This window comes from Spirosoma flavum, assembly GCF_042686045.1.
GTDB lineage: Bacteria > Bacteroidota > Bacteroidia > Cytophagales > Spirosomataceae > Spirosoma > Spirosoma flavum.
The window spans coordinates 14,102-35,716 of the sequence record NZ_JBHUOM010000025.1 but is presented as its reverse complement, the minus strand read 5'-3'; the positions used below and the strand labels follow the sequence as shown (position 1 = coordinate 35,716).

Sequence of the window (21,615 nt, the reverse complement as noted above, 5' to 3'; positions counted from 1 at the left end):
GAAGAACTAGTACACTATAGACTTTTATTTATAGCTGAGGTAAGAGGTCAATCGGTTTGAGTTTTATCAAGCTCAAAAGTCGGGCTCAAACTCTGCTGGCCCAAGGCCTTCGGGTAGCCGATACACTTTTTTGCATATAGCTGATTCTACCCGTTTGCAAGCACTTTGTGCAATAACAACCCGGATGCCGGCTTCTTCGCAAAGCTGGGCAATGGGTCGGCGACAGGGCGTAAACAAGAGTTTCTTAGTCCATTTTTTACGCTCGTCGCGCAGTTCCCCGTAAAACGAATCCGGATTAACCCGGCGGCTCAAGTACGGTTCGCTAAACACAAGGCCATGTCGTTGTGCCCGATTGACCATCCACAGCAGGGCATTGTCGGACAAACCCGCATCCGCGTAACCTCCGCCCACGTTACTGTGGATACCCGCAAACCAAACTTGTTCCAGAATTTGCTCGGGCGGAGCAATTGGGTCTTTCTTCCACAGGGTGGGTAAAAACGCCTTCCGATTTTCATCAATGGCCAGCGCATGGTAAGCTCCATGCACCCGGGCGTTAAGTTGAACGTTTAAAAATCGGTATTTGCCCAGCACCAAGCCTTCCAGCCAGGCGTTGAACATGGTTAAGTAGCGAAACCGGGGTAAGGGCAACGGAATCCCTAAGCTGCCTACGGTATCCCATACGCCAATCATTTCGATTTCAGGCTCGTAACAATCGGTTTTATTCTTAAACTCATTAAGTACCTCGTCTTTTTTTTCTGCAGTAGCCTCCCGTTTGTACTGCTCGTACTGATGCTGAATGGATTGGAGTTCGTTAGGGATTTCGTCAGTCCGTGTTTCGGCCACATGGCCGGTTGCTGCAGATGTAGTCGCTTTGGCTAATTGTTGCTGACTGAGCGATTTATCGATGCCAAACCGGCTGATAAGTCCAGAAAGGCTACGGACTGTATAGGCCCCTCGGCTGAAGCCGAACAAGTAAATTTTGTCGCCGGGTTCGTAGTGCTGGGCAATGAATCCGTAACAGTCGAAGAGGTTCTTTATGAGACCTTTTCCCGTCAGTCCTCCCGTCCATCGGTCAATGAGATTGCCGGTTCCAATGCCCGGGTCGTAGAAGATTTTCTGATCCGGTTGCTCGGCCAGAGCCAAGGCCCGAGCTAGTTTAACGACGTTGGTCGGTACCAGGCTTCCTCGGTCGAGTTGTTCGGGGTCATTCCAAGTACCGTCCGAGCAGACAATGATTTTCTTGCTCATAAGCGATGTAGTTTATGAACCAAAATATACTATAAATTAAAGTCGGCCTGCTAAACTTGTTCGTAATCGGTTGGTGTGACAATACGGGAAAGAAGAACACGCGTGCACCTGTCCATTTACACCTTATAGAAGATGACTAAAGAAAACCGCTACGCACGGGATAGGGTTGTTTTTCTTTATTACCTTAACTAAAAACCCGCTAAACATACGATTTGATACATGCCCGGGCTAGACCGACATAGTGGAACAGCAGACTCAATCATGCCCTATAATGGGGGAGAGGTAACGTTGTTTGGTTTCGCCAGCCGGGGGATGGCCCTCTCTGCCCATGCCACCGCCGAATATTTTGCCAGTCGTAACGGAATAGCGCAAAATCCTGTATCGCAGAGGCTAATTCATTCAGAAGGCCCCGGAACACTCCCGGTTGACAAACACTCCTGGTTGCGGGCAAAGCAGCCAGTGGTCGAGCTGTATACGGTAAAGGGCGGTGGACACGTAGTACCTCAAGCCTATTTCCGATTTCCCCGCCTGAATGGCCCTACCGCCACAAATGTAGACACGCCCACGCAGGCGATAGCGTTTTTCGGCTTGGCCAGCCAGTGAACCACCCAATAGTTTCCCCGCTTTTTATGTTGCTGTTTTGGGTATATCCCACGCGCATATATTCTCACATTAGGTAAACTAAACGCTCCCAGGCTAAGCGCTTACAGCATATTTACCGCTATTATGCTGCTATCCAAAAAGATACGCCGAACAAAGCTGGCCAACGGCTCAGCAACATTATCACGTTCGGTAACAATGGAGCCCTAAGTAGTCTAATTAACTAACCGGAGCCAGGAAGCAACAGCCAACCTAATGTACGTAGCGGCTATAGCGTATAACCTGAAGAAGTACCTGCGCTTTACTTCCGTTGAACAAGACTGTATGGTACTAGCCCTGTCAATACCTGATCAGTTTTATTATATACTGATCTACTTTTACAACAGTCACTATCAACTTTTCCAAGATGCACCTACGTACGTACAGCTAAAAATACGTACTTTGAGCTGTATTCGTCCGATGATCTGGGGTAAATGAGGTGAAGAAAAAACTGATTGTTCTTTTAGGATTACTAGCCGCTATGGGTAGCTGCACCAATGATCAACACGCCCAGCAACACGCCCGAACCAAGCCGCCGGATCATAGCGTTCATGTAGATTCAACCCGTCTATGTAGACGGATGATCTGGCGGGCCTATAATTCAAATTACTATGTGTATACTATGGATTCCACCAGCCGGCTCAAGCATGGCACAGCCGCCGAGCTAACTGTCAGTGGCCACTATTATCCCTTAGATCAATGGCTTACCTATACCCGAAAGGGGCTACTGGAGCAGGTGCGAGACCACATTGGGTCGAGCAAGTATGCCTATCGCAATGGCCAGTTGACATCCATAGAGTTTTCTCAGGCCGGGCAGCCCATCTATCGCTATCAGGTCAGCCTCAATACCCGCGGACAGATTGTTGGGCTAAGTGGAACGCCCTTACATAACAGTGGCCTGCCCGCTTATTCGACCCATTATCAATTGGATCAGCAGGGGCGATACGTGCAGCTCGACGTGCGAACGGACAAGGGCGTTCTTTATTACCGGGTGATACAACGTGACTTTGACGTCTCTGTGAATAGTCCCTATGCGCTGGTTCGGGGTATTCCATATGATCTGAACCGTTTCCCGTGGATGACCTGGGGAGAAATCTTCCCCCTCAGTCCTCATCTCGCCAGACACATCCAAACGTATCGTTACGCCCCTCCTAACAAGCCGACGCAACTCATTAAACGCTCCGATTTGAGGCTTACCTACCAAAGGGATTCACACGGCTATATGACTGGACAGTTCAGCACCGATGCCCTGACGACCATCCAGGATACCGTTGTCATTGACTATCAAATTTGTCGCTAACCATGGAAACACCCATCAATATGCTGATCGTTGAAGACAAAGCCCGATTCTGGTGACGGCAACCCATCGCTATGCCATACAGCTGACGATAAGTCTTGTGGCAACGCGGCTTAACCTTCCACAGTTGGTCAGCCTTCATCGCTTCTACGCCATTAATCTAAACCGAAATAGTACATTTACTGAGCGGGAGGTATTACTCTCCAGCCAGACCTTACCGGTAAGCAAGCTTGAAAAGCCTGCCCACTTGAGCCACTTAAACCGCCGATGAGTCCAATACGCACTGGCATGCTGCTGATCCTATTACTAACGGGGCTCTTTAGCACCGCTCAACCCGTGTCACGCAGCCCAATGGAAACGAGCTTACGTAAGCAAATCTCCCGTTTGCCCCCAGTTCAACGCTTCCCTTGGATCGGCCAATATTTTCGATTACTCAATCAGCAGTCCCGGTTTTCGGAAGCGAGAAATCTGATTCAGGCTGCGTTAAAAACTGCCCAGAAGAACCATTTGACCACTTGGGAAGCGTACTTCATGCTACGCCTGGGCCATTTGGCCGAAACGGAGGGGAATCATCCGGTGGCGATTCAAACCTATCTTCAGACTCTCAATCACTACCGAGCCCTTCATCTGTATGATCAACAACAAATCGTTTTTGAGCGGATTTGTGAGGTGTACCATTTTCAGAAAAACGAACCCAGTTACCAACACTATGTCCGGCAGTTTGCCCAACTTAACCAGCGCTACAATCAGTTGCCTACCCGGCTTCCCGGCTTCTTTATTGAGCAGAATAAATGGGAACGGCAGGGTCAACTTGATTCCCTGCTTTCGTCTGAACAAAAAGTACTGACGATCATGCAAATTTCTCGCGACTGGGATAACTACTACAGTGCGCTGGATTGGTATGGGAAGCATTTATCACAGGCTGGTCGCTATAGGAAAGCCGAACAGACGTTTCGTCGCTGTCTGGCCTTTGGTCACCAGCAGGACGACCAAAGGCGTATCCTCTATGCATACCTGCATCTACCAGTCGTTCTGCTGCATCTGAAGCAGATCAAGGAAGCGGAACGCTACGCTAAGCTGGCCCTGAGCCGCCTAGCTCATGATCCGGAACGAAAAGAGGAACACCTGACGGAGGTGTACCAGGTATTGGCTCAGATTGCCGAATCGAAGGGTGACTATCCCCAGGCGCTAACCTATGAGCGGTTACGCAATGAGTCTCGGAACAACCTGCTTAGCACAGAAAAAAGTCGACAAATTGCCGAGATCGACACCCGCTACCAAACGGCTCAGAAACAAGCCCGAATCAATGAGCTTGATCGCGACAATCGGCGACAGCTCACCCAGATCAGCTGGCAGGCGGTGGGATTACTGGCCCTACTCGCCCTGCTGGGCCTTAGCCTGTGGCAATACCGGATCATTCAACGGGTGAATGGCCAGTTGATGAACACCAACCAAACCGTTTCCCAAAATAATACGCTAATCAGCGAACAGTCTGACCGGTTAGCTATGCTGATGCGTGAACTTAACCACCGGGTCAAGAACAACCTGGCCATAATCTCCAGCCTGCTTAAGATGCAGTCGAAACGACTCACTGATCCACTGGCCGTTCAGGCGGTACAGGATGGTCAACGACGGGTTGAAGCCATCTCGCTCATTCATCAGCAGATCTATCAAACCGAGAACCTAATGGATGTGCCCATAAAATCCTATATAACGGATTTGACCAAGGGGTTGCTAATCGGCTATGGATTTAACCCGGAAACCTTCGATTGTCATATTGAGGTAGCCGATATCAAGATCAATGTGGAGCTAGCGGTGCCGCTGGGTCTGATTTTAAATGAGGTGTTAACCAACGCATTTAAATACGCCTATACCAACGAAGCCCGTCCGTATTTGAAGGTGCTGCTACAGCCCGATCCAAACCAGCCCGCCGACCGACTCCTCATTGAAGTGCAGGACAACGGTCCCGGACTGGACGGTCCCGGACTAACGTGGCCCGTTTTACCCCGACCTGGCCCAACGGACAAGCCGCGTGGTGGCCGGGCCGGGATTGACAATCGATCAACAAGTAAAGTCAATCCACCCACCTTTGGTCAGCGGCTGATTCGGGAACTAACCGGGCAACTAGGGGGCGAGATGAGCTTTCATAACCAGGCGGGCACCTGCTTTCGGCTGCTGATTCCGCGTTCGGCCCAGCCCGTTCGCTCGCTTTCCTAACCCTCGGTTAAGTCTTACCAGCCTATTTTGGTCGTTGTTATACACCCTTGCATTGTTCACTACCTTTTCGATACCTTATACTAGTTCCAGCGTGAAACAGAAGAGTACGGAGCAAAAAGGCAAAATTGAATTAGGTTAGTTACTAGTCTTCTGGGTTGATAGCTACCAAAGACGCATCAAGCGGACAAAGTGACCACAGAGCACCTTATCCGCTTGATGCGCTTCTTTTAGGCCAAACCTTACCAAACGATTATCCTTTTATTTTCGGGTTTATACATTTTATCGCCCGGTTGCACTGCAAAGGCTTTGTAAAAAGGCGTGAAGTTCATTAGCGGGCCGTTCACTCGCCACTTGGCCGGTGAATGCGGATTGGTGTTTACATACATACGCATAAACTCATCCGTTGTTTTGACACGCCATATTCTTGCTATCGAGATAAAGAAACGTTGATCGGGTGTAAAGCCATCAAGTTTCGTCGTGTCTTTTCCTTGCTCGGTCAATTTAAAGGCATCATAAGCAATGGCAACCCCAGCAATGTCGGCGGTGTTTTCGCCCACGGTTAAGGCCCCTTTTACATGCATCGAATCGAGCACAGTAAACGAATTGTATTGGTCAATCACCTGTTGCGTTTTGGCTTTGAATTTGGTATAGTCCGCTTTTTTCCACCAGTCGGTCACATTACCGACTTTATCATATTGGGCTCCCTGATCGTCGAACGAGTGCGTGATTTCGTGACCAATTACCATACCGATGCCGCCATAGTTGAGCGCATCATCGGCATACAAATCGAAGTAAGGGGATTGTAGGATTCCAGCCGGGAAAACAATTTCATTGAGCGGAGGATTGTTATAAGCCGTTACCGTGGGTGGAGTCGAAAACCATTCCGTTCTGTCGACAGTCTTTCCAACTTTAGCCAGGCTGTAGAGGTAATCATTTTTATTCGCCGACAACCGGTTTTCAAAATAAGCGTTTCGTTTCACGTCCACTTTCGAATAATCTCTCCATTTATCCGGGTAACCGATTTTCTCTGTGAACGCGTACAGTTTTTCTTTTGCCTTTACTTTGGTAGAATCGCTCATCCAATCCAGCTTGTTTATGCGGGCTTCAAATGCTTTTTCCAGGTTATCGACCAATACACCCATACGTTTCTTGGCATCTTCCGGAAAATATTTTTTTACATACAACTGAGCCAGTGCCTGTCCCAGCGAGCGATCAACCGCTTGCGTCATTTCTTCGGCACGTGTTTTCTTAACTGCTTGTCCGGTCAGAATTTTTGTATAGGCAAAAGACGCATCAACAAAAGGTTGACTTAAGAAATTCGCATAATTAGTTAGCGCATTGGCTTTTAAATAAACTTTCCAATCATTGAGGGAAACCGATCTTAACATCGTGTTCAGCTTGTCATAGTAAGCAGGTTGCCCTACGTTGACGGAATCAGCCTTTACGCCTAAGTCGGTTAACAACGTTGTCCAGTTTAGGATAGGCTGTTTTTTGGACAGAGCAGTGACCGCCAGTTTATTATAGTTAGCCTTTACATCCCTGAGAGCGATATTGGTTCGGTGTACGGTGGCTAATTGTTTTTCAATTTCATAGGCTACTGCTGCGTTTTTCTGGGCGGCAGTGACATCTGTCCCTGTCAATTCAAACAAGCGGGTGAGATAGTTTTTATACGCTTTTTGAATAGCGAGTGTTGACGAATCGGTCTTAAAATAATAATCCCGTTCCGGCAAGCCAATTCCGGCTTGATAAAATTGAGCAATATTGACCGAACTGTGTTTATCATCGGGACCTACAGAAAAACCAACGATGGAACCATCACCTGCTTTTTGTTCGTCAGCCACCAACTTCAACAACGAAGGCACATCGGTCACGGCATCGATGCGGGCGAGTACGGGCTTGATGGGCTCATAACCGCGTTTGTTAATGGCAGATGTGTCCATTCCTGACGCATAAAAATCGCCCACCTTTTGTTCGATGCCTCCTGCCGGATTAGTGCTTGCCGAAAGGCTGTCCAAAATTCCTTGCAACCGTATGCGTTGCGGGAAATTCATAAAAGAATACGAACCTACGCCTGTCTGACTGGGCGGTATCCGGGCGGTATCGTACCAAATGCCGTTGGCGTACATAAAAAAATCATCCCCTGGTTTTTTTGAAGTGTCAATTCCCGTTAGGACTACACGTTTTGTATCCGTATCAGAAACGTGCTTACAAGCTCCTGCCAATAATAGCGCAAGAGAGAAATATACTAGTCTTTTCATTGTTTTTAATGTTACAGGTGGCTGATTGTATGGTTCCAAAGTAAACTAAATCGGGTCTCGAGTAAAAATAGTTATTTTTTTTTGCCACTCAGCGCAGACAAATTCGTATGGGGTCTACCGCACAACATCTTCAACCGTTTAGCGTGGCTAATAGCCAGCAAATAGGCTTACTAGTGGTCTTAACCTCGATCATTGTTCAGTTATGCAATCTGGCTTCCTAGATGGTGCGGTTCACGCGCTTCGGCGGGCCGTTGGTCCAGGGGTTAGCCGCTTGGTAAAGCGGTGTTCAATACCGTGCTCTTGGCAAACGCGGTCGAAAATATGTTGACCAGCCTAAGGCTGATGAGGCCTGTTTCCGACCGGCGTATGTCTGTATTTCGGCAAAATCCACGCGCAACTAGCCGATCGGATAGTCCTTGAATTTCCCGACTACGCCATAGGTTGGTTGAAATTCTAGTCGCGAAAATACACCATCACAGGCTGGTACTACACATTTGTTGTAACCTCGTGTCATCACTTGATTAATGACAGCAACTGACCGACGCGTTGTTTGTCTTAGCCGCTGGGGGTACGTCGTTAGATGGGTTTTCGTTAAAGAAACCGTGTGGCTTAAGTAGAAAACCAATGTAAGCCGCTGGCATCACTGGATAATCTTCAGGCCGGGGAATATGCGTATGACCCATTGTATACCAGAACACTACGTCTGTATTTCGGATGGGCCGATCCTGCTCGACCCACTTGATTAATCCGTCACCCCCGACATGCTGATTCGGATAATCGCCAGCCGCAAAATATTGCGTTTCATCGAAGGGCGTTACCCAGACGTGGTTGTTTACAAAGCCCGCTCGTCGGCGCCAACTGGCGTTTGGCGTGGCAAAAGGTTTGCAGTTATCGCCCGCAAAAAATTTATAGGCGGGTGATTCGCCGAGCGCATTCGGCGCATTTTCGTTAGCAATTTTCCAAAAGCGCGCCGAATCGATGTTGAGATTCGAGCAGGCTTGTTTTTCGGTTTCGTAGGGTGTAGCCTGCGCATAAAACCCATTCTCAAACGGATTATCTTCGTTTACCTCATCGGCTACAATGTCCATTTGATAGACCGTGTTTTGTGGCCCATCCACCGCAAAATCGAGTCGAACATTAAAAAAGTGCTGGTGATTTGGGGCATACACCAGGGGCGCTACCAGATTTCCCCACTTCGGTTTTTCACCCTCGTGTACCGAGCCCAGTGATAGAATACCGGTTAGTTTAATTTCAAACTGAATATTGCCGTCCTGGTAGAGATACCAGTAAAAGCCATATTCATAGTTTTCAACCGTCGAGATAGACGAGATTACCAACCGGCGTGACCGACGTACCTCCACGTGGTTGTCCCGGCGGTCAGTGTGTTTCCATAGGATCCCATAGTCCTCCTCGTGAAGGCAAATCGCGTTTTTGATGGTCAATAACTGGCCCCGGCTGTCGGTTAGGTGCGCGTCGAAGTACTGAATGTGGCCCAGGCAGTCGCAGCCTAATTCTAAGCTGTTGGCACACTGTCCCATACCGTATTCGCCCGTATCGAAGGCATTTTTGCGTCGCTGCGTAACACCGGGGTCGCCGTAGGGAACGACCATTTCCGAAAGCGAAGCCCGGTAAAGAATCGACCGTTTCTTTCCGTTATCGTCGTACGTCAGGTTATGCAGCGTTAAGCCCTCCCGCGAATTAAAACCGATAACGAAATTCCATTTTTGCCAGGACACTTCATAGCCATTGACCGTAAAACTGGGGCCTTCGGGCTGGGTAATTTCGAGGGGTTTAAGATCGGTACGTTGGTTGGGCACCCGGTCGGCGCGATAGTTGCTCTGCTGGGGTGGCAGAGGCCATTTGCCGTAATCTTCAACCCGTAGTACCCGCATGGTGTTCAGATCTACAACTGGTTTTAAGCCTTCAATTGGTTTGGCGTAGGGGTTATCGGTTTCATCTACTTTAAGAAAGCATAGGGGCCTGGCCAAGCGCATGGTACTTTCTTCATCGGCTCCGTAGTTGCCAACGGTCCAGATATCGACCGTTACCAGATCGGGGTTGGTAATGCCATATCGAAGCAATGCTTCCCGAAATTCGGGCGACGTCAGTACGGCCTGTTCACACTCAATCTGCTCGTCGGCTGTCATGGTTGGCTGTACACCCGGCACATGGGTCCATGACAGAAGTCGTTTTTCGTCCAGCGACACGACAGCTTCGTAGCAGGCATTAGTCTGATTATCGAATACAACGGCAAAAGCCTGCCGTGTCATCCCACCGCCTGGCTGAAAGGCCAGAACCGTTTCTTTAGGCGGCTCTTTGAGCGAGATGGAAACAAACCGTGTGGTTCCGGTTATGGAAGCCTGTTCATTCAGAATACGTACGGCCCGTTGTATTTCCTGAGCCGTCAGGGGCGTTAACGGATGCTTAACGCCGATAATCGGAAGAGCGACTGGTTGCATGGTTGTATTGGCTTTAGTATTAACAAGATATGCTAAAATGTGGCTTTGTACTAGCGTTATGCCGATTTTACACAGATTGTTAAGGCATATACTACTGATTAAGCCGCTGGTCCCGGCGGGGAACCGCGCTTAGCGGTGCGGGCCACTGGACAGATAGTAAAATCAGCGAAACAGCGCTTCATATTGTATATTTCGCGCCCGGCGTACCTCACTTTCTTGAACGGATACCAGCGCAACGGCGACCCGTCGAAGCTTAGGCTTCCACCTACATTAATGCATCTGATGGTCTAATCTAGGGTCAACAAAGGAGCATTTCGCTGACTGTAGAGGAGTGCATCGGCGGACCGCCCAATGCCGCTCTTCTACATCGATGCTGAGTATGGGGCGGGCAATAGATAAGGCAACATGTACATGCTTGGAATCGCGCTCAATCCAGGGATTCGCAGGTTTAAAAAATTAATTCAACGGGGACGCATCGCTTTGTGCATAAACAAAGACGCTTTTTTACTTTGAGCGCTTGTCTCTCCAATGACCATATATCGAATCATCCACGTTAAGCAACACCCTTCTTAACAAAGTACAACCTTCAGACAATCACCGATCTAGTTGATGACAGCCATCCGGTAAGCGTTAATTTAGAACACAGTCTATAGAGATGATTACAAGATGATCCTAATAAAAATACAACTTTCTATGGAGTCTGGTATCATAAGGCATTGGATTTCTCAACAATAAACGACTCCGACAAAATGGGTAGATGCATTTGAGTCAGGCTTAAGAGCTCAATCAGACAAGATCGTATTCAAATCCGTAAACTCTTGATTTTAAATAACTTATTTAAAACATTAACGTATACCAAACACTTGATAGGCATATCGCTTGGCGAGTAGGTCTAAACAAATCCCTATTATCATGGACAGTAAGTTCAAAAAAACAGAATTGGCAATATTCTTATCGGCAATCCTACTCATATTCTTTTCTGAATATACTTATATTTTTCTCCATGACAAGTTACGGGCCATCTTTATTGGCTTATGGCCACCAACTATCCTATTGGTGCTGATTTACTTCAATCTAAAAATTAAGCGATAAAATGGAAGATCTAGATATTCTTATATATACTTCGTTTGTCATGATGTTATTTATCGGCTTTGGAATTAGCACCTTTGGTGAGTTTCGACGGATGAATCAAAATGCGTATACGGGTGATGAGCGGTCTACTGATGTCAAACTGCTTAAGCACTTTTTAAGTAAACTTTTTGGCTAGGCGACGAGCGAGAAACGCCTTGTTTGTGGGTTGCTTACGACTCAAATGCCTTCCAGTTCTATCTAACCCGGAGGTTTCTTCCCGAAGATCAGAAAAACAACCAGCAACTCTGTATAACCAGCTAAAAATCAGTAAAGAATAAAAGCGTGTTTGGTAATCCATTGTATGAAAAAAAACAGCTATAAACAGATCAATACTCAATCCATTGCCACGTAATTTCTAAAACCAATAGCTACTGCTGAGCTTGTGAGCGATAATCGGATAACCGAGGACTTACCCCCATATAGTATAAGGTGTTTGTAAAAAGGCCAGGACGCTCATTGTAATTGTGTTCTGAATTTGTACTCCGTTGAAAACATGTTTCATCGCCATAGCCCGACTATACCATTTACGGTAGGCCGAGATAGCCTCTTCATAGATCCGAACTCCCGGTTATGATGCTCAACGGCGTCTTTTATGGGCTGCATGGCGGCCAGAATAGGAGCCATCATTTCCTTTTTCTACCTCTATCCGTACGACAATGCTGCTGCCGAGTCGTTCTGGACGGGGCCACCCGTGCGGCCACTTGAAATCGGAACTAGTAGAAGGAGGTACATCCTTAAGTGTAGAGGATGCTCGAACCGAAATCTTCGACTATATTGAAATATACTGCACGGGCGGCCCCGTACAATCAGGTGCGGAAGCATTCATCGCTGGGTTACAAAAGCCCTGAACAGTTTGAGCAGGAGTATCACACAAAACTTGCAAGTTCAGTGTGCCGCAAAACGGGTCCACCTCATCTGCCTTGTAAGTGCTATAAGTATTTCTGGTTCAGTTAAGTATACATATCTAATTACCTACTCGGCCAGACAATATGCTAGTAAGTACGCTTAACTTTGAGATGGTTGAACCGGATCGAACGCTTTCTGATTTTGTAGAAAGTTATTGGATGCTTTGTAATCCTTCTGATCAGCAACAGCAAGTGGTTGTATTGCCCGATGGCCGAATCGATATTTTCTTTTCTGTTTCTCCGACAAACGCCTATCATGTAATGATTCGGGGGTTAGATGTCGAACCAAGTGCCACAGCTATTGTACCCAAGTCTAAAATTTTTGCCGTCAGCTTAACCTTACTGGCGGTCGAATATATCCTGCATACATCGGTTGCTTCGCTGCTGAACACGGGTTCGGTATTACCTGTCGATTTTTGGGGCCTTAGCCCTGACGACTTAACCGACTTTGATCGTTTTTGCCAAAAGGTATCCAAGCACATAACGAGCCTGGTCAACCAAGAAGTAGATGAACGAAAGCGAAAATTAGTTGCCTTACTGTACGCTTCTCATGGCTCCATACCGGTCAGCGAACTTGCCGAAACGGTTGGTTGGAGCAGCCGACAAATAAACCGGTATTTTAATTACTGGTTTGGCCTACCCCTAAAAACTTACTGTAATATTTTACGATTCCGGGCTTCATTTGGCCACATCAAAGAAGGCAAATTATTTCCTGAGCAAAACTTTACCGACCAGGCACACTTTATCCATGAGGTTAAAAAATATGCGGGCGTGGCTCCCAAAGAACTAAGCAAAAATCTCAAAGACCGATTTATACAATTCTCGCTCATGCCAAAAAAATAATTTTGCCTTGTACTTAAACGGTTTTTAACCATGATCATACAAGGCAAAACAATAGCCATCGTTGGTGGAGGTCCCGGTGGGCTAACATTGGCAAGACTTTTACAATTGAAAGGGGCTGACGTACAGGTGTACGAACGGGATGTTAACCAGGATGTCCGGGTGCAGGGTGCTACCTTGGATTTACATGACGATTCCGGTTTACAAGCGATCCGGGAAGCCGGATTGATGGACGCTTTTAAGGCAAATTTCCGGCCCGGCGCCGACAAGCTGCACATCATGGATAAGCAGGCCGCTATTCTGGTCAATCAACATGCGGAAGCAGACGGACTAACCTTCGGACACGAAGGCTTCCGACCCGAGATCGACCGGGGGCCGTTGCGGAACATCCTGCTGGACTCGCTGCAAGCCGGTACGGTGGTGTGGAACAGTTATTTAATGTCACTAACACTCGTGGGCGCGACTTGGGCGCTTCAGTTTCAGAACGGTACTTCGGCCCGGGCCGATATGGTTATTGCCGCTGACGGGGCCAACTCAAAAATACGACCATTGATTACGCCCATCCGGCCTTTTTATTCGGGCATCACGAGTGTGGAAGGGACGATATATGATTCGGAATCAGCAGCGCCCGGCATGTATAGGCTTGTCAATGGCGGTAAAATCTTTGCATTCGGCGACGACAAAACGCTGATCATTAGCGCCAAAGGCGACGGTAGCCTAATATTTTATACTGGCTGTAAAACCGATGAATACTGGTACCGCACGAGCGGGATCAACTTCGCCAACAAAGCGCAGGTACTGACCTGGTTCAACGACGAATACGCCGGTTGGGACCCTAGTTGGCAAGAGCTATTCAAACAGGCCGATCCTCATTTTGTCGTCCGGCCGCTGTACTGTATGCCGGTAGACCAGACATGGGACGCGCTGCCCAACCTGACGATGCTCGGTGATGCCGCTCACCTGATGCCGCCCTATGCCGGTGAAGGCGTCAATATGGCGATGCTGGACGCCTTGGAGTTGAGCCAATGTCTGACTAGTGAAGCGTTTTCTGACAGCCAATCCGCCATTGCCATGTACGAAAACCAGATGCGGGATAGAGCGGCTAAAGCGGCAATAATGTCGTTAGAGCAAACCGATTTATTGCATTCGCCCGAAGCCATTTCCCACATGATTGAAGTCATTAGTTAAACAGATAACCAAATAAACTCATAGATATTTTTTGAGTATAGATTGTCCGGTGAAATCTCCAGATTGAGGCAGGCTAGAAAAAAAACGTGCCACTGAAAGAGAGTCCTAGCGGCAAAACGGCGGGGCTGGCACCGGACCTCGGCGTACCTGCCTATGCGGGCGGAAATGAAAATAGAGCGTTTGAAAAACCGATCCCGATTGCAGCTTCATTGACATTGATTGTTTAACCGACCGTCTGTCCAGCAAGTGCAAAACCGGGCCACCGTGGCGCGGCCAAAACGAAAACGGGGAGTAGTTCGGCGGAGAAGAGCGGCATCGGCTGGATAATTTATTGTTTGGCGTTTCTCGGAATGATTTAAACTAGAATGAGCCTGCAAACAAATCTAGTAAGTGTCAAATTACCTACATTGTCCAGATTAGCATTAACCTTTGGTGACCAACCGTTCAGGATTATTATATGTACAATATACTTGTTTACGAAATCCCTTCTTTAATCGTACGATTGATCTTTAATAACTGTCCAATACAATCGCATACGTGACGTTAAACAGGTTTAACGTCACGTATGCGATTGTATCCATCCAGCTCTAGTAGGCTAGCCCCATCCTGTTCCAGCAAGATCAGACTGTGTGTTGTGAGCGAGCCGCCAAACTGTTGGAGCAAACCGCCTGAATGAATCAATCCCAAGTCAATAACAGCAAATCGGATAAGGATTGCATGGTCGATAGTACTTGTAATAAACTGGCTAAAGTACCCTATTTTAGGTTACAAGTCAGTCATCCCAAAATTCGGCACTGGGCAAAAAATATGACAAAAAGTATATGCCAGTTCTTGCATAAACCATAGAAATCGGCCCGCCTAGGCCATATAACCTGTTCATAAGTGGTAATCACAATCCCGAGTTCACCTTATTTATTGATCGTCACCGTTTGGCTGGCCCGGCCTGCCGCGTTGAAAACTTTGAGTTTGATCGTGTTGGTAAAAGTCAGGGGTTCGGAATAGGTTTGGCTTGTAGCATTGGGGTCGGTACCATCCATCGTATATCGGATTGTCAGGCCGGGAAACTGGACATTGGCCACTACTTTTCCCTCGATGATTTTGGCCCCCGCCGTTGGTATTCGGTACTGAAAACCACCGCCATACACGTCTAACCGGGGTAGTTCCTGTTTGCCAACCCGGTTAACAAATTCAGACCAAGCCTGCCTGTATAGTTGTTCACTTTTTCGGTCGTCTGTTTCGATTGCCCAGGCCGGGTCTTTAGCCCAGGCGCGTTCGGCCACCGCCAACAGTTTAGGCAGTAGCTTATACTCGAACTGAAATGGAGTTCGATTCGTTTCGGACCAGAGTGCAGCCTCGATACCCACTATATTGGCCTTGCCTTTTTCCGTAATCGCTTCCCGGCTTTTAATGGACGACGGATTGATACGCTGTCCGGTTCTGTCGTCCTTTAGGTTTCGCAGATAATTGTAAGGAATAAAGTAAAACGGCTTGTCGGTATCAACGTAGCCGCCCCAATACTGCCCCGGTTCGCCCGACGAGGGGTTGTAGGCCATGTCTATATAAAGGTGAGTAACCGGTGTCAGAATCACTTTGTAGCCTGCGTTGGCCATGCGGTAGGCTAAGTCCTCAGCTCCCGAACCGGGGCTGTTTTTCCAGACGTTGACGTGGAAGTTTTCGTGGGCAAAAGCCTCGTTGGGTACCCACACCGACTTCCCGTTTTGTACCACTTTACGCAGCCCGATCTCTTCCCAACCCGATAAAAACAAACCCCGGGTTTTCAGTAGTTGATTGATCTTCCCAAAGTAATAGTACCACAAATCATCGGTAGACTTTATAGATGAATTCTGGGCCATCAATCGCCGGACGGCGGGCGATTTCGCCCACACACCTTCTGGTACTTCATCGCCCCCGAAGTGAATCGTTTTCAGGGAGGCACCGGCTTCTTTATACATGCCTGTCAGGTCGCCAACCACCCGCTCCAGAAAAGCGTAAGTTGATGGCAGCGATACATCAATCACGTTATCAGTAAAGCCCTGTACCGATTGATACACCGATTTGTCCCCTAAATCACGGAGCAGATACCGCTCGGCTTCGGTTTTGTTGCCTGCTTTCATCAGTCGGTCATAGCGGGCATCCATCGCCCGGAGGGCGGCCCGCGCGTGTCCTGGCGATTCGATTTCCGGGATCACGTCAATATGTCGGTCATGGGCGTATTTGAGGATTTCCACAAAATCAGCTTTGCTGTAAAAACCCGTGCCGGCGGGGTTATCGGCGGACGGACCAGAGCCGTAGGCTGGCAGGATACTGGTTAGTCCGTCGGTCGAATGCGCCCGCGTGGCGCCCACCGTGGTTAGTTCGGGCAGAGACGGCATCTCTACCCGCCAACCTTCGTCATCAGTAAAATGCAGATGAAGCACGTTGAATTTGTATAAACCCATCAGGTTCAGCACTTTGAGTACTTCTGATTTAGGCTGAAAATTCCGGGCTACATCCATCAGCAGGGCGCGATATCCAAACCGGGGTGCGTCTTTCACCCGCAGGCCGGGCAGAGTGACCGAACCCGATTTTGCCGACAGCGCACTGGCCGGAAGTAAGGTTTGCAGCGACTGAATACCATAGAAAATGCCCGCTCCAGCCGAGGCCGACAGCACTATGCCGTCCTGATTAATCTGCAACTCGTAGCCCTCCAACGCAATAGCCGAATTCTTACGTAGCGTAATCGCCTTGCCCGTTGCCTGGGTCTGGATGGTTAGTTTTTTATTGACCACCGTAGCTAAGCTGTTGGCCAATAATACTGCTTCCGCGCTGAACTCCCTGTCCGCCACGATAACAACCTGATTATCCAGCAGGAAGGGTTGTCCTGTTGCCTGATACGAAACGGGCGTTGGAAACACATTCGTCAATTTATCGTCAGCCATTGGCTGGATCAATGCGTTTTGATCAAAAATCCGTTCAGCCAAACGACGGTCGGCTCGCTCGAACTGCCCAGCCGGGTCGATGGTTAGCGAAATAGGGAAGGCCTGTGCCGGTTTACTGTCGAAGACCAAATAAAACCCGGCTGCATAATCGGTGGCACTACGAATTTTACCCGACAGAAACGCCATCGTCGTCGACTGGCCCGGCGGGACAGCTTTGAATGCCGGACCGGGACTTAAATAGAAGAGATCACCGTTTACGGGCTTCACCTGCGCAACGCTGGTATCGTCACTAGCGGGGTCTCCGTCGTTAAAATACAACTTCCAGCCCGTAGCGGGCAAGGTAGCGTCGCCGGAGTTGGTGAGCGTTAGCACCGAGCGGGAACGAGCCTTATTCTGGTAATTATTATCGGCTAAGGTTAGTTTGAGGGTAATCGGCTTCGTCCCCAACGGATCGTTCGGGGTACGGTCCGTTGGGGACGAAGCGGTTTGTGCGTAGCTGCCTACTACAGACAGGCTAAATAAGAGCGATAACAGAAAGTAAACCTTCATTTTTGAGAAAAGACGAATAAATAATTGAGCAAATTTAATGTAAACTAGTTCAGTTTAACCCCTACAGGGTAGTCTGCCGGGTTCTTGTCAAAAAACGTACATGGCCAACTTTACTCCATTCCCTGAAGGTGGCATTACGTTTGAGCGGGTTCACCAAGATTGATTCCAGGAAAGCACTATCTAGGCTGTGCATCAGGTGTACTGAATGAATAGCCAAATGATATTTTTTTACTCTACCTGGATCAATTTGCAGGGATACCTGGTGCACACCCTTCCTTTTGGCTACGACAAAGGGAGTTTTGGCAACAGCGATTCAGGCATTAGGGTGGACTTTTGTATAAAAAAACAAGCAAATGAACATCGTATTAACTGGCTCATTAGGCCAAATAGGCAAACGTCTCGCACAGGCGTTGGTACAAAATGAACACGCGGTCACTGTGATCAGCAGCAACGCCCAACGAAAAACCGACATTAACGCCATCGGCGCAAAAGCCGCCATTGGCACTATGCAGGACGTCGATTTCTTGGCTAATGCATTCACCGGCGCAGACATCGTCTATCTAATGGAAACTATGGAAGCCGTCGGCGATATGTTTGTTAAGTCATTGGACTTTATCGGCGAGATCACCCAGATCGGTCAGAATTACAAGAAGGCTGTGGAACGCGCAGGCGTTAGGAAGGTGGTGCACCTGAGCAGCATCGGCGCTCACACGGATAAAGACACGGGCATCCTGCTCTTCCACTACAACGTGGAGCAACGTATTGACCGGGCAAACCGCCCAGCAGCACATTCATGAAAAGCTGATTCACAGAGCCAAAGAAATGCTATCGACTACGGACTTATCAATTAGTGAAGTGGCGTATGCCTTAGGCTTCGAGCATTCCCAATCGTTCAGCAAACTTTTCAAGGCTAAGATGTCTCTTTCGCCCCTGGAATTCAAGCAGTCGTTTAACCTGAATTGATGGCAACTCGTTTTTAGAGAGATGGTTATAGGTTGTAGGTAAGGGGGCAGCCGAGGCAGGAATACCCCCATCATTAAATTTACTATGATTGCTAAATTCATTTTCTAAGCAGAGGATTCATCGCAAAAATCCCATGTAGATGCCCTGCCATCCAGCCAGACCGGTAACGCTTCTACCTATGAATGGGTAGCCGATAACCTGACGACAGGAAAGATGATTGACCTGCTGATGTGTCTGGACGAACTTGGCTTCCTCAGTGCTGACGCTGATTCATGTTGTTAATTGCCCCCGAAAAGATGAAATTTGACACCTGATTTAGTAAGACCAACTCAACCACGTCATGGAGTCAGTTGTTGAGTTGGACAATGAGGGCTAAAACGTAACCTTCTGGCTACCCTAAATAATCTGGTGGGAATACTTGCTGCCCGTACTTTTGGGCAATTGCCGCTAGTCGCTTCAACTCATCAGGACCCATCGGGGGAGGAGGTAAGAACGTACCGGCAGCTACAGGCGTACCAATTTCTTGAAAGAAATCGTCCAAACCAGCCGGTACCACCGTACACCATAGGTGAGCGATCTGGTCCGATTTATTTTTAAAACAGTGAACCACGCCCCCGGCTGGAATATTCAGAAAAGAGCCTTTCCGGGCAATGTAGGTCTCCGATTCGGTTTTGACTTCAATCTCACCATCCAGGACATAAAATGACTCCTGAAAGTGGGGATGAGCGTGAGGTCCTGGCCCCCCGTTAGGCGGAATGAGCATATCAATGACAGCATAAGCGCCCTGAGTTTGACCACCTGTGATCACGAGTCGATAGGTATCCCCTACCACCGATATATGCTGACCTTGGTCAGCGGCCGTTGTTATTAACTTATTGTCTTCCATGTTTTTTTAGTTGACAGGTTGAGTTATTTATTGTGAGCATATCCAGGCCTAATCGAAGCCGACTACGGAGTTAAGCGTGATCCAACACAATCCGACCGTTCTTTTTCGGGATCGAAGCTGTCGGATTTTCCAGTATGGCATGCCAGGCTTCGACGGTCTTGGCTAAAGGAAATACGTCGCCGAGGTTAATCGACAGTTTTCCTTCGTCAATCAGGCTGGCTATGTTGGATAAGCCTTGGTGGGAAGGTTGCAACTGCGCAAACACAGCCTGAATGGTAAACTTCGCGGCCAAGTCGGCCGAAACCGGCTGGGTGGTCGAGACCAGATAACCACCCGCTTTGATGAGCCCATAAGAGCGCTGTTGCACCTCGCCCCCAACCAAGTCAATCACCGCATCCACGGGGTCAACTACGGATTCGAATGACTCATGTTTATAATCAATAAACACATCAGCGCCTAAGCTTTTTACGTAATCCTCCGAGTCGGCGGCCGCCGTTACGATGACCTTCGCACCGGCCTGATGAGCGAACTGAATCGCGTAGGAACCTACAGCACCGGCTCCCCCATGAATTAGAACGGTTTGGCCACTTTCCAGCTGGGCATCCTGAAAGATCACCTGCCAGGCTGTTTCGGCGGCTACGGGTACGGAAGCGGCTTCTATGAAGGTTAACGTGCGGGGCTTGTGGGCAATGAATTGGGGGTTCATAGCGATGTATTCGGCATTGGCTCCACCCAGTAGGCTTGCCCCGTACACCTCATCGCCCACACTAAAGCCTTGTACCTGAGCGCCGACGGCTTCGATGACCCCGGCAAAATCGATGCCTGGAATCCACGGTAGAGGTAGTGGGAAAACCGCTTGCATGGCTCCGGATGCTTTCAGAATATCGAGCTTATTGACAGCCGAAGCCTGTATATGAATCAATACGTCAGTTGCCGCCGGAGTGGGCGTGGGTATCTCCTGAAAACGTAAGTTTTCAGCGGGACCATAGTTGGATAATACGATTGCGTTCATGTCAGGTCAATTCAAGGGTTGATTTAAGTAGTGTAGGGTAAGTAGTGTAGCCCTGTGCCCCTGGTGTATATAGGGTTGTATAATCGGGCTGGTTCAGCTCAGCCTGCTGAGCGATGCGTTCGGCCAGATCGGGGTTGGCTAAAAAAGAGCGTCCAAAGGCAACCAAATCAGCAAAGCCATTATGCAGTGCCGCTTCGGCCGTTTCGGGCGTTAAGCCGTTACACAGGATGATGGTACCGGTAAACGCCGTGCGGACCGCATCGAACGTTCGTTGCGGAATGGGCATGTTGACCGCGATATGGATATAGGCAATACCGAGTGCATCCAGTTCCTGGGCCAGATGCTGGTAGGTTTCAAACACCTCGTCGTCGGCAAAAGGCGGCAGATCGCCGAGCGTTGAATAGGGCGAAAAACGAATGCCAACTTTTTGAGGACCAATTGCATCGGCAATGGCTTTGGCCATCTCGATAAGTAGTCGGCTGCGGTTTTGAAGGCTGCCTCCGTACTCATCCGTTCGATTGTTGACAGTGGGATTTAAGAATTGCTCGAGCAAGTAGCCATTCGCTCCGTGGAGTTCAATCCCGTCAAACCCGGCTTGGATTGCATATTGAGCTGCGACAACATGCCCACCTATTATGTTGGCAATCCCATCGGTAGTCAACGCCTGGGGTTGAGAATAGTCTTGTAGCCCGGCGGTATCTGTAAAGATTTGCCCGGCGGCTTTTAGGTCGGAAGCGCCCACTAAGACAGCTCCTTGGGGGAGGTTATCCTGATGACCGATTCGTCCGGTGTGCATCAATTGCACAAAGATTTTACTGCCACCGGCATGAACGGCCGACGTAACTTTTTGCCAGCCCTCAACCTGATGCTGGGAAAAAATACCGGGGATGCGTGGATACCCTAGGGCTTCGGGGGTAGGTGCTGTTCCTTCGGTGATGAGTAAGCCGGCTCCGGTACGCTGGGCGTAGTATTCGGCCATTAAGGCGTTGGGCAGGTTATCAATGGCCCGGCTACGCGTCATGGGAGCCATCACCAAATGATTTTTAAGGCGTAGTGCCCCTTTTGAATAGGGCATCAGAATTTTATTCATGAGTTGTGGGGGTTA

Annotated in this window: 15 protein-coding genes and 2 pseudogenes; 9 read left to right on the top strand and 8 right to left on the bottom strand. The window is 48.7% G+C overall.

What is annotated here, in order from left to right; genetic code table 11:
- Positions 1-72 precede the first annotated feature (72 nt).
- Complete coding sequence (locus tag ACFS25_RS26420; RefSeq protein ID WP_381507237.1) at positions 73-1,248, bottom strand: DUF2235 domain-containing protein; 1,176 nt, start codon at positions 1,246-1,248, stop codon at positions 73-75.
- A 219-nt stretch (positions 1,249-1,467) separates the two neighbouring features.
- On the opposite strand from ACFS25_RS26420, the gene ACFS25_RS26415 reads away from it, so the two are divergent.
- The 3 genes from ACFS25_RS26415 (at position 1,468) to ACFS25_RS26405 (ending at position 5,401) form a co-directional block, all read left to right on the top strand.
- Entirely contained in the window at positions 1,468-1,851 is a 384-nt protein-coding gene (locus tag ACFS25_RS26415; RefSeq protein WP_381507234.1) for a hypothetical protein, read from the top strand.
- 658 nt (positions 1,852-2,509) lie between these two features.
- Positions 2,510-3,187: a hypothetical protein gene (locus ACFS25_RS26410; protein WP_381507231.1), complete on the top strand. Its 678-nt coding sequence runs from the start codon at positions 2,510-2,512 to the stop codon at positions 3,185-3,187.
- A gap of 348 nt (positions 3,188-3,535) precedes the next feature.
- Complete coding sequence (locus tag ACFS25_RS26405) at positions 3,536-5,401, top strand: tetratricopeptide repeat-containing sensor histidine kinase (protein WP_381507228.1); 1,866 nt, start codon at positions 3,536-3,538, stop codon at positions 5,399-5,401.
- Between the two features lie 239 nt (positions 5,402-5,640).
- On the opposite strand, the gene ACFS25_RS26400 is transcribed toward ACFS25_RS26405, so the two are convergent.
- The 3 genes and pseudogenes from ACFS25_RS26400 to ACFS25_RS26390 all read right to left on the bottom strand — a co-directional run bounded on the left by ACFS25_RS26400 (position 5,641) and on the right by ACFS25_RS26390 (position 10,118).
- Positions 5,641-7,659, bottom strand: coding sequence for a M13 family metallopeptidase (locus ACFS25_RS26400; protein WP_381507225.1), 2,019 nt, complete (start codon positions 7,657-7,659; stop codon positions 5,641-5,643).
- Between the two features lie 220 nt (positions 7,660-7,879).
- Positions 7,880-7,989, bottom strand: a pseudogene (locus ACFS25_RS26395) (IS481 family transposase); the annotation flags it as partial.
- Positions 7,990-8,180: 191 nt separating this feature from the next.
- Entirely contained in the window at positions 8,181-10,118 is a 1,938-nt protein-coding gene (locus tag ACFS25_RS26390) for a primary-amine oxidase (protein ID WP_381507222.1), read from the bottom strand.
- A 1,132-nt stretch (positions 10,119-11,250) separates the two neighbouring features.
- On the opposite strand from ACFS25_RS26390, the gene ACFS25_RS26385 reads away from it, so the two are divergent.
- The 4 genes from ACFS25_RS26385 (at position 11,251) to ACFS25_RS26370 (ending at position 14,182) form a co-directional block, all read left to right on the top strand.
- On the top strand, positions 11,251-11,385 hold the full coding sequence (locus ACFS25_RS26385; RefSeq protein WP_381507219.1) for a hypothetical protein: 135 nt from the start codon (positions 11,251-11,253) through the stop codon (positions 11,383-11,385).
- Positions 11,386-11,905: 520 nt separating this feature from the next.
- The gene (locus ACFS25_RS26380) at positions 11,906-12,097 is read left to right on the top strand and encodes an IS3 family transposase (RefSeq protein ID WP_381507216.1); all 192 of its coding nucleotides are present in this window, start codon (positions 11,906-11,908) and stop codon (positions 12,095-12,097) included.
- A 141-nt stretch (positions 12,098-12,238) separates the two neighbouring features.
- A complete protein-coding gene (locus ACFS25_RS26375) occupies positions 12,239-12,997 on the top strand; it encodes a helix-turn-helix domain-containing protein (protein WP_381507214.1) in 759 nt (252 codons plus the stop codon).
- Positions 12,998-13,027: 30 nt separating this feature from the next.
- Complete coding sequence (locus tag ACFS25_RS26370) at positions 13,028-14,182, top strand: FAD-dependent oxidoreductase (protein WP_381507211.1); 1,155 nt, start codon at positions 13,028-13,030, stop codon at positions 14,180-14,182.
- Between the two features lie 908 nt (positions 14,183-15,090).
- On the opposite strand, the gene ACFS25_RS26365 is transcribed toward ACFS25_RS26370, so the two are convergent.
- The gene (locus tag ACFS25_RS26365; RefSeq protein ID WP_381507209.1) at positions 15,091-17,649 is read right to left on the bottom strand and encodes a family 20 glycosylhydrolase; all 2,559 of its coding nucleotides are present in this window, start codon (positions 17,647-17,649) and stop codon (positions 15,091-15,093) included.
- 353 nt (positions 17,650-18,002) lie between these two features.
- Here ACFS25_RS26365 and ACFS25_RS26360 point away from each other — a divergent pair, with 353 nt between their 5' ends.
- Positions 18,003-18,446, top strand: coding sequence for an SDR family oxidoreductase (locus ACFS25_RS26360; protein ID WP_381507206.1), 444 nt, complete (start codon positions 18,003-18,005; stop codon positions 18,444-18,446).
- Positions 18,412-18,612: pseudogene (locus ACFS25_RS26355) on the top strand (helix-turn-helix domain-containing protein); the annotation flags it as partial. The gene ACFS25_RS26360 and the pseudogene ACFS25_RS26355, both read left to right, overlap by 35 nt.
- A gap of 391 nt (positions 18,613-19,003) precedes the next feature.
- On the opposite strand, the gene ACFS25_RS26350 reads toward ACFS25_RS26355, so the two are convergent.
- The 3 genes from ACFS25_RS26350 to ACFS25_RS26340 form a co-directional block, all read right to left on the bottom strand.
- Entirely contained in the window at positions 19,004-19,498 is a 495-nt protein-coding gene (locus ACFS25_RS26350; RefSeq protein ID WP_381507203.1) for a cupin domain-containing protein, read from the bottom strand.
- Positions 19,499-19,568: 70 nt separating this feature from the next.
- The gene (locus ACFS25_RS26345) at positions 19,569-20,510 is read right to left on the bottom strand and encodes an NADP-dependent oxidoreductase (RefSeq protein ID WP_381507200.1); all 942 of its coding nucleotides are present in this window, start codon (positions 20,508-20,510) and stop codon (positions 19,569-19,571) included.
- Position 20,511: 1 nt separating this feature from the next.
- The gene (locus ACFS25_RS26340; protein ID WP_381507197.1) at positions 20,512-21,600 is read right to left on the bottom strand and encodes an alkene reductase; all 1,089 of its coding nucleotides are present in this window, start codon (positions 21,598-21,600) and stop codon (positions 20,512-20,514) included.
- Positions 21,601-21,615 lie beyond the last annotated feature (15 nt).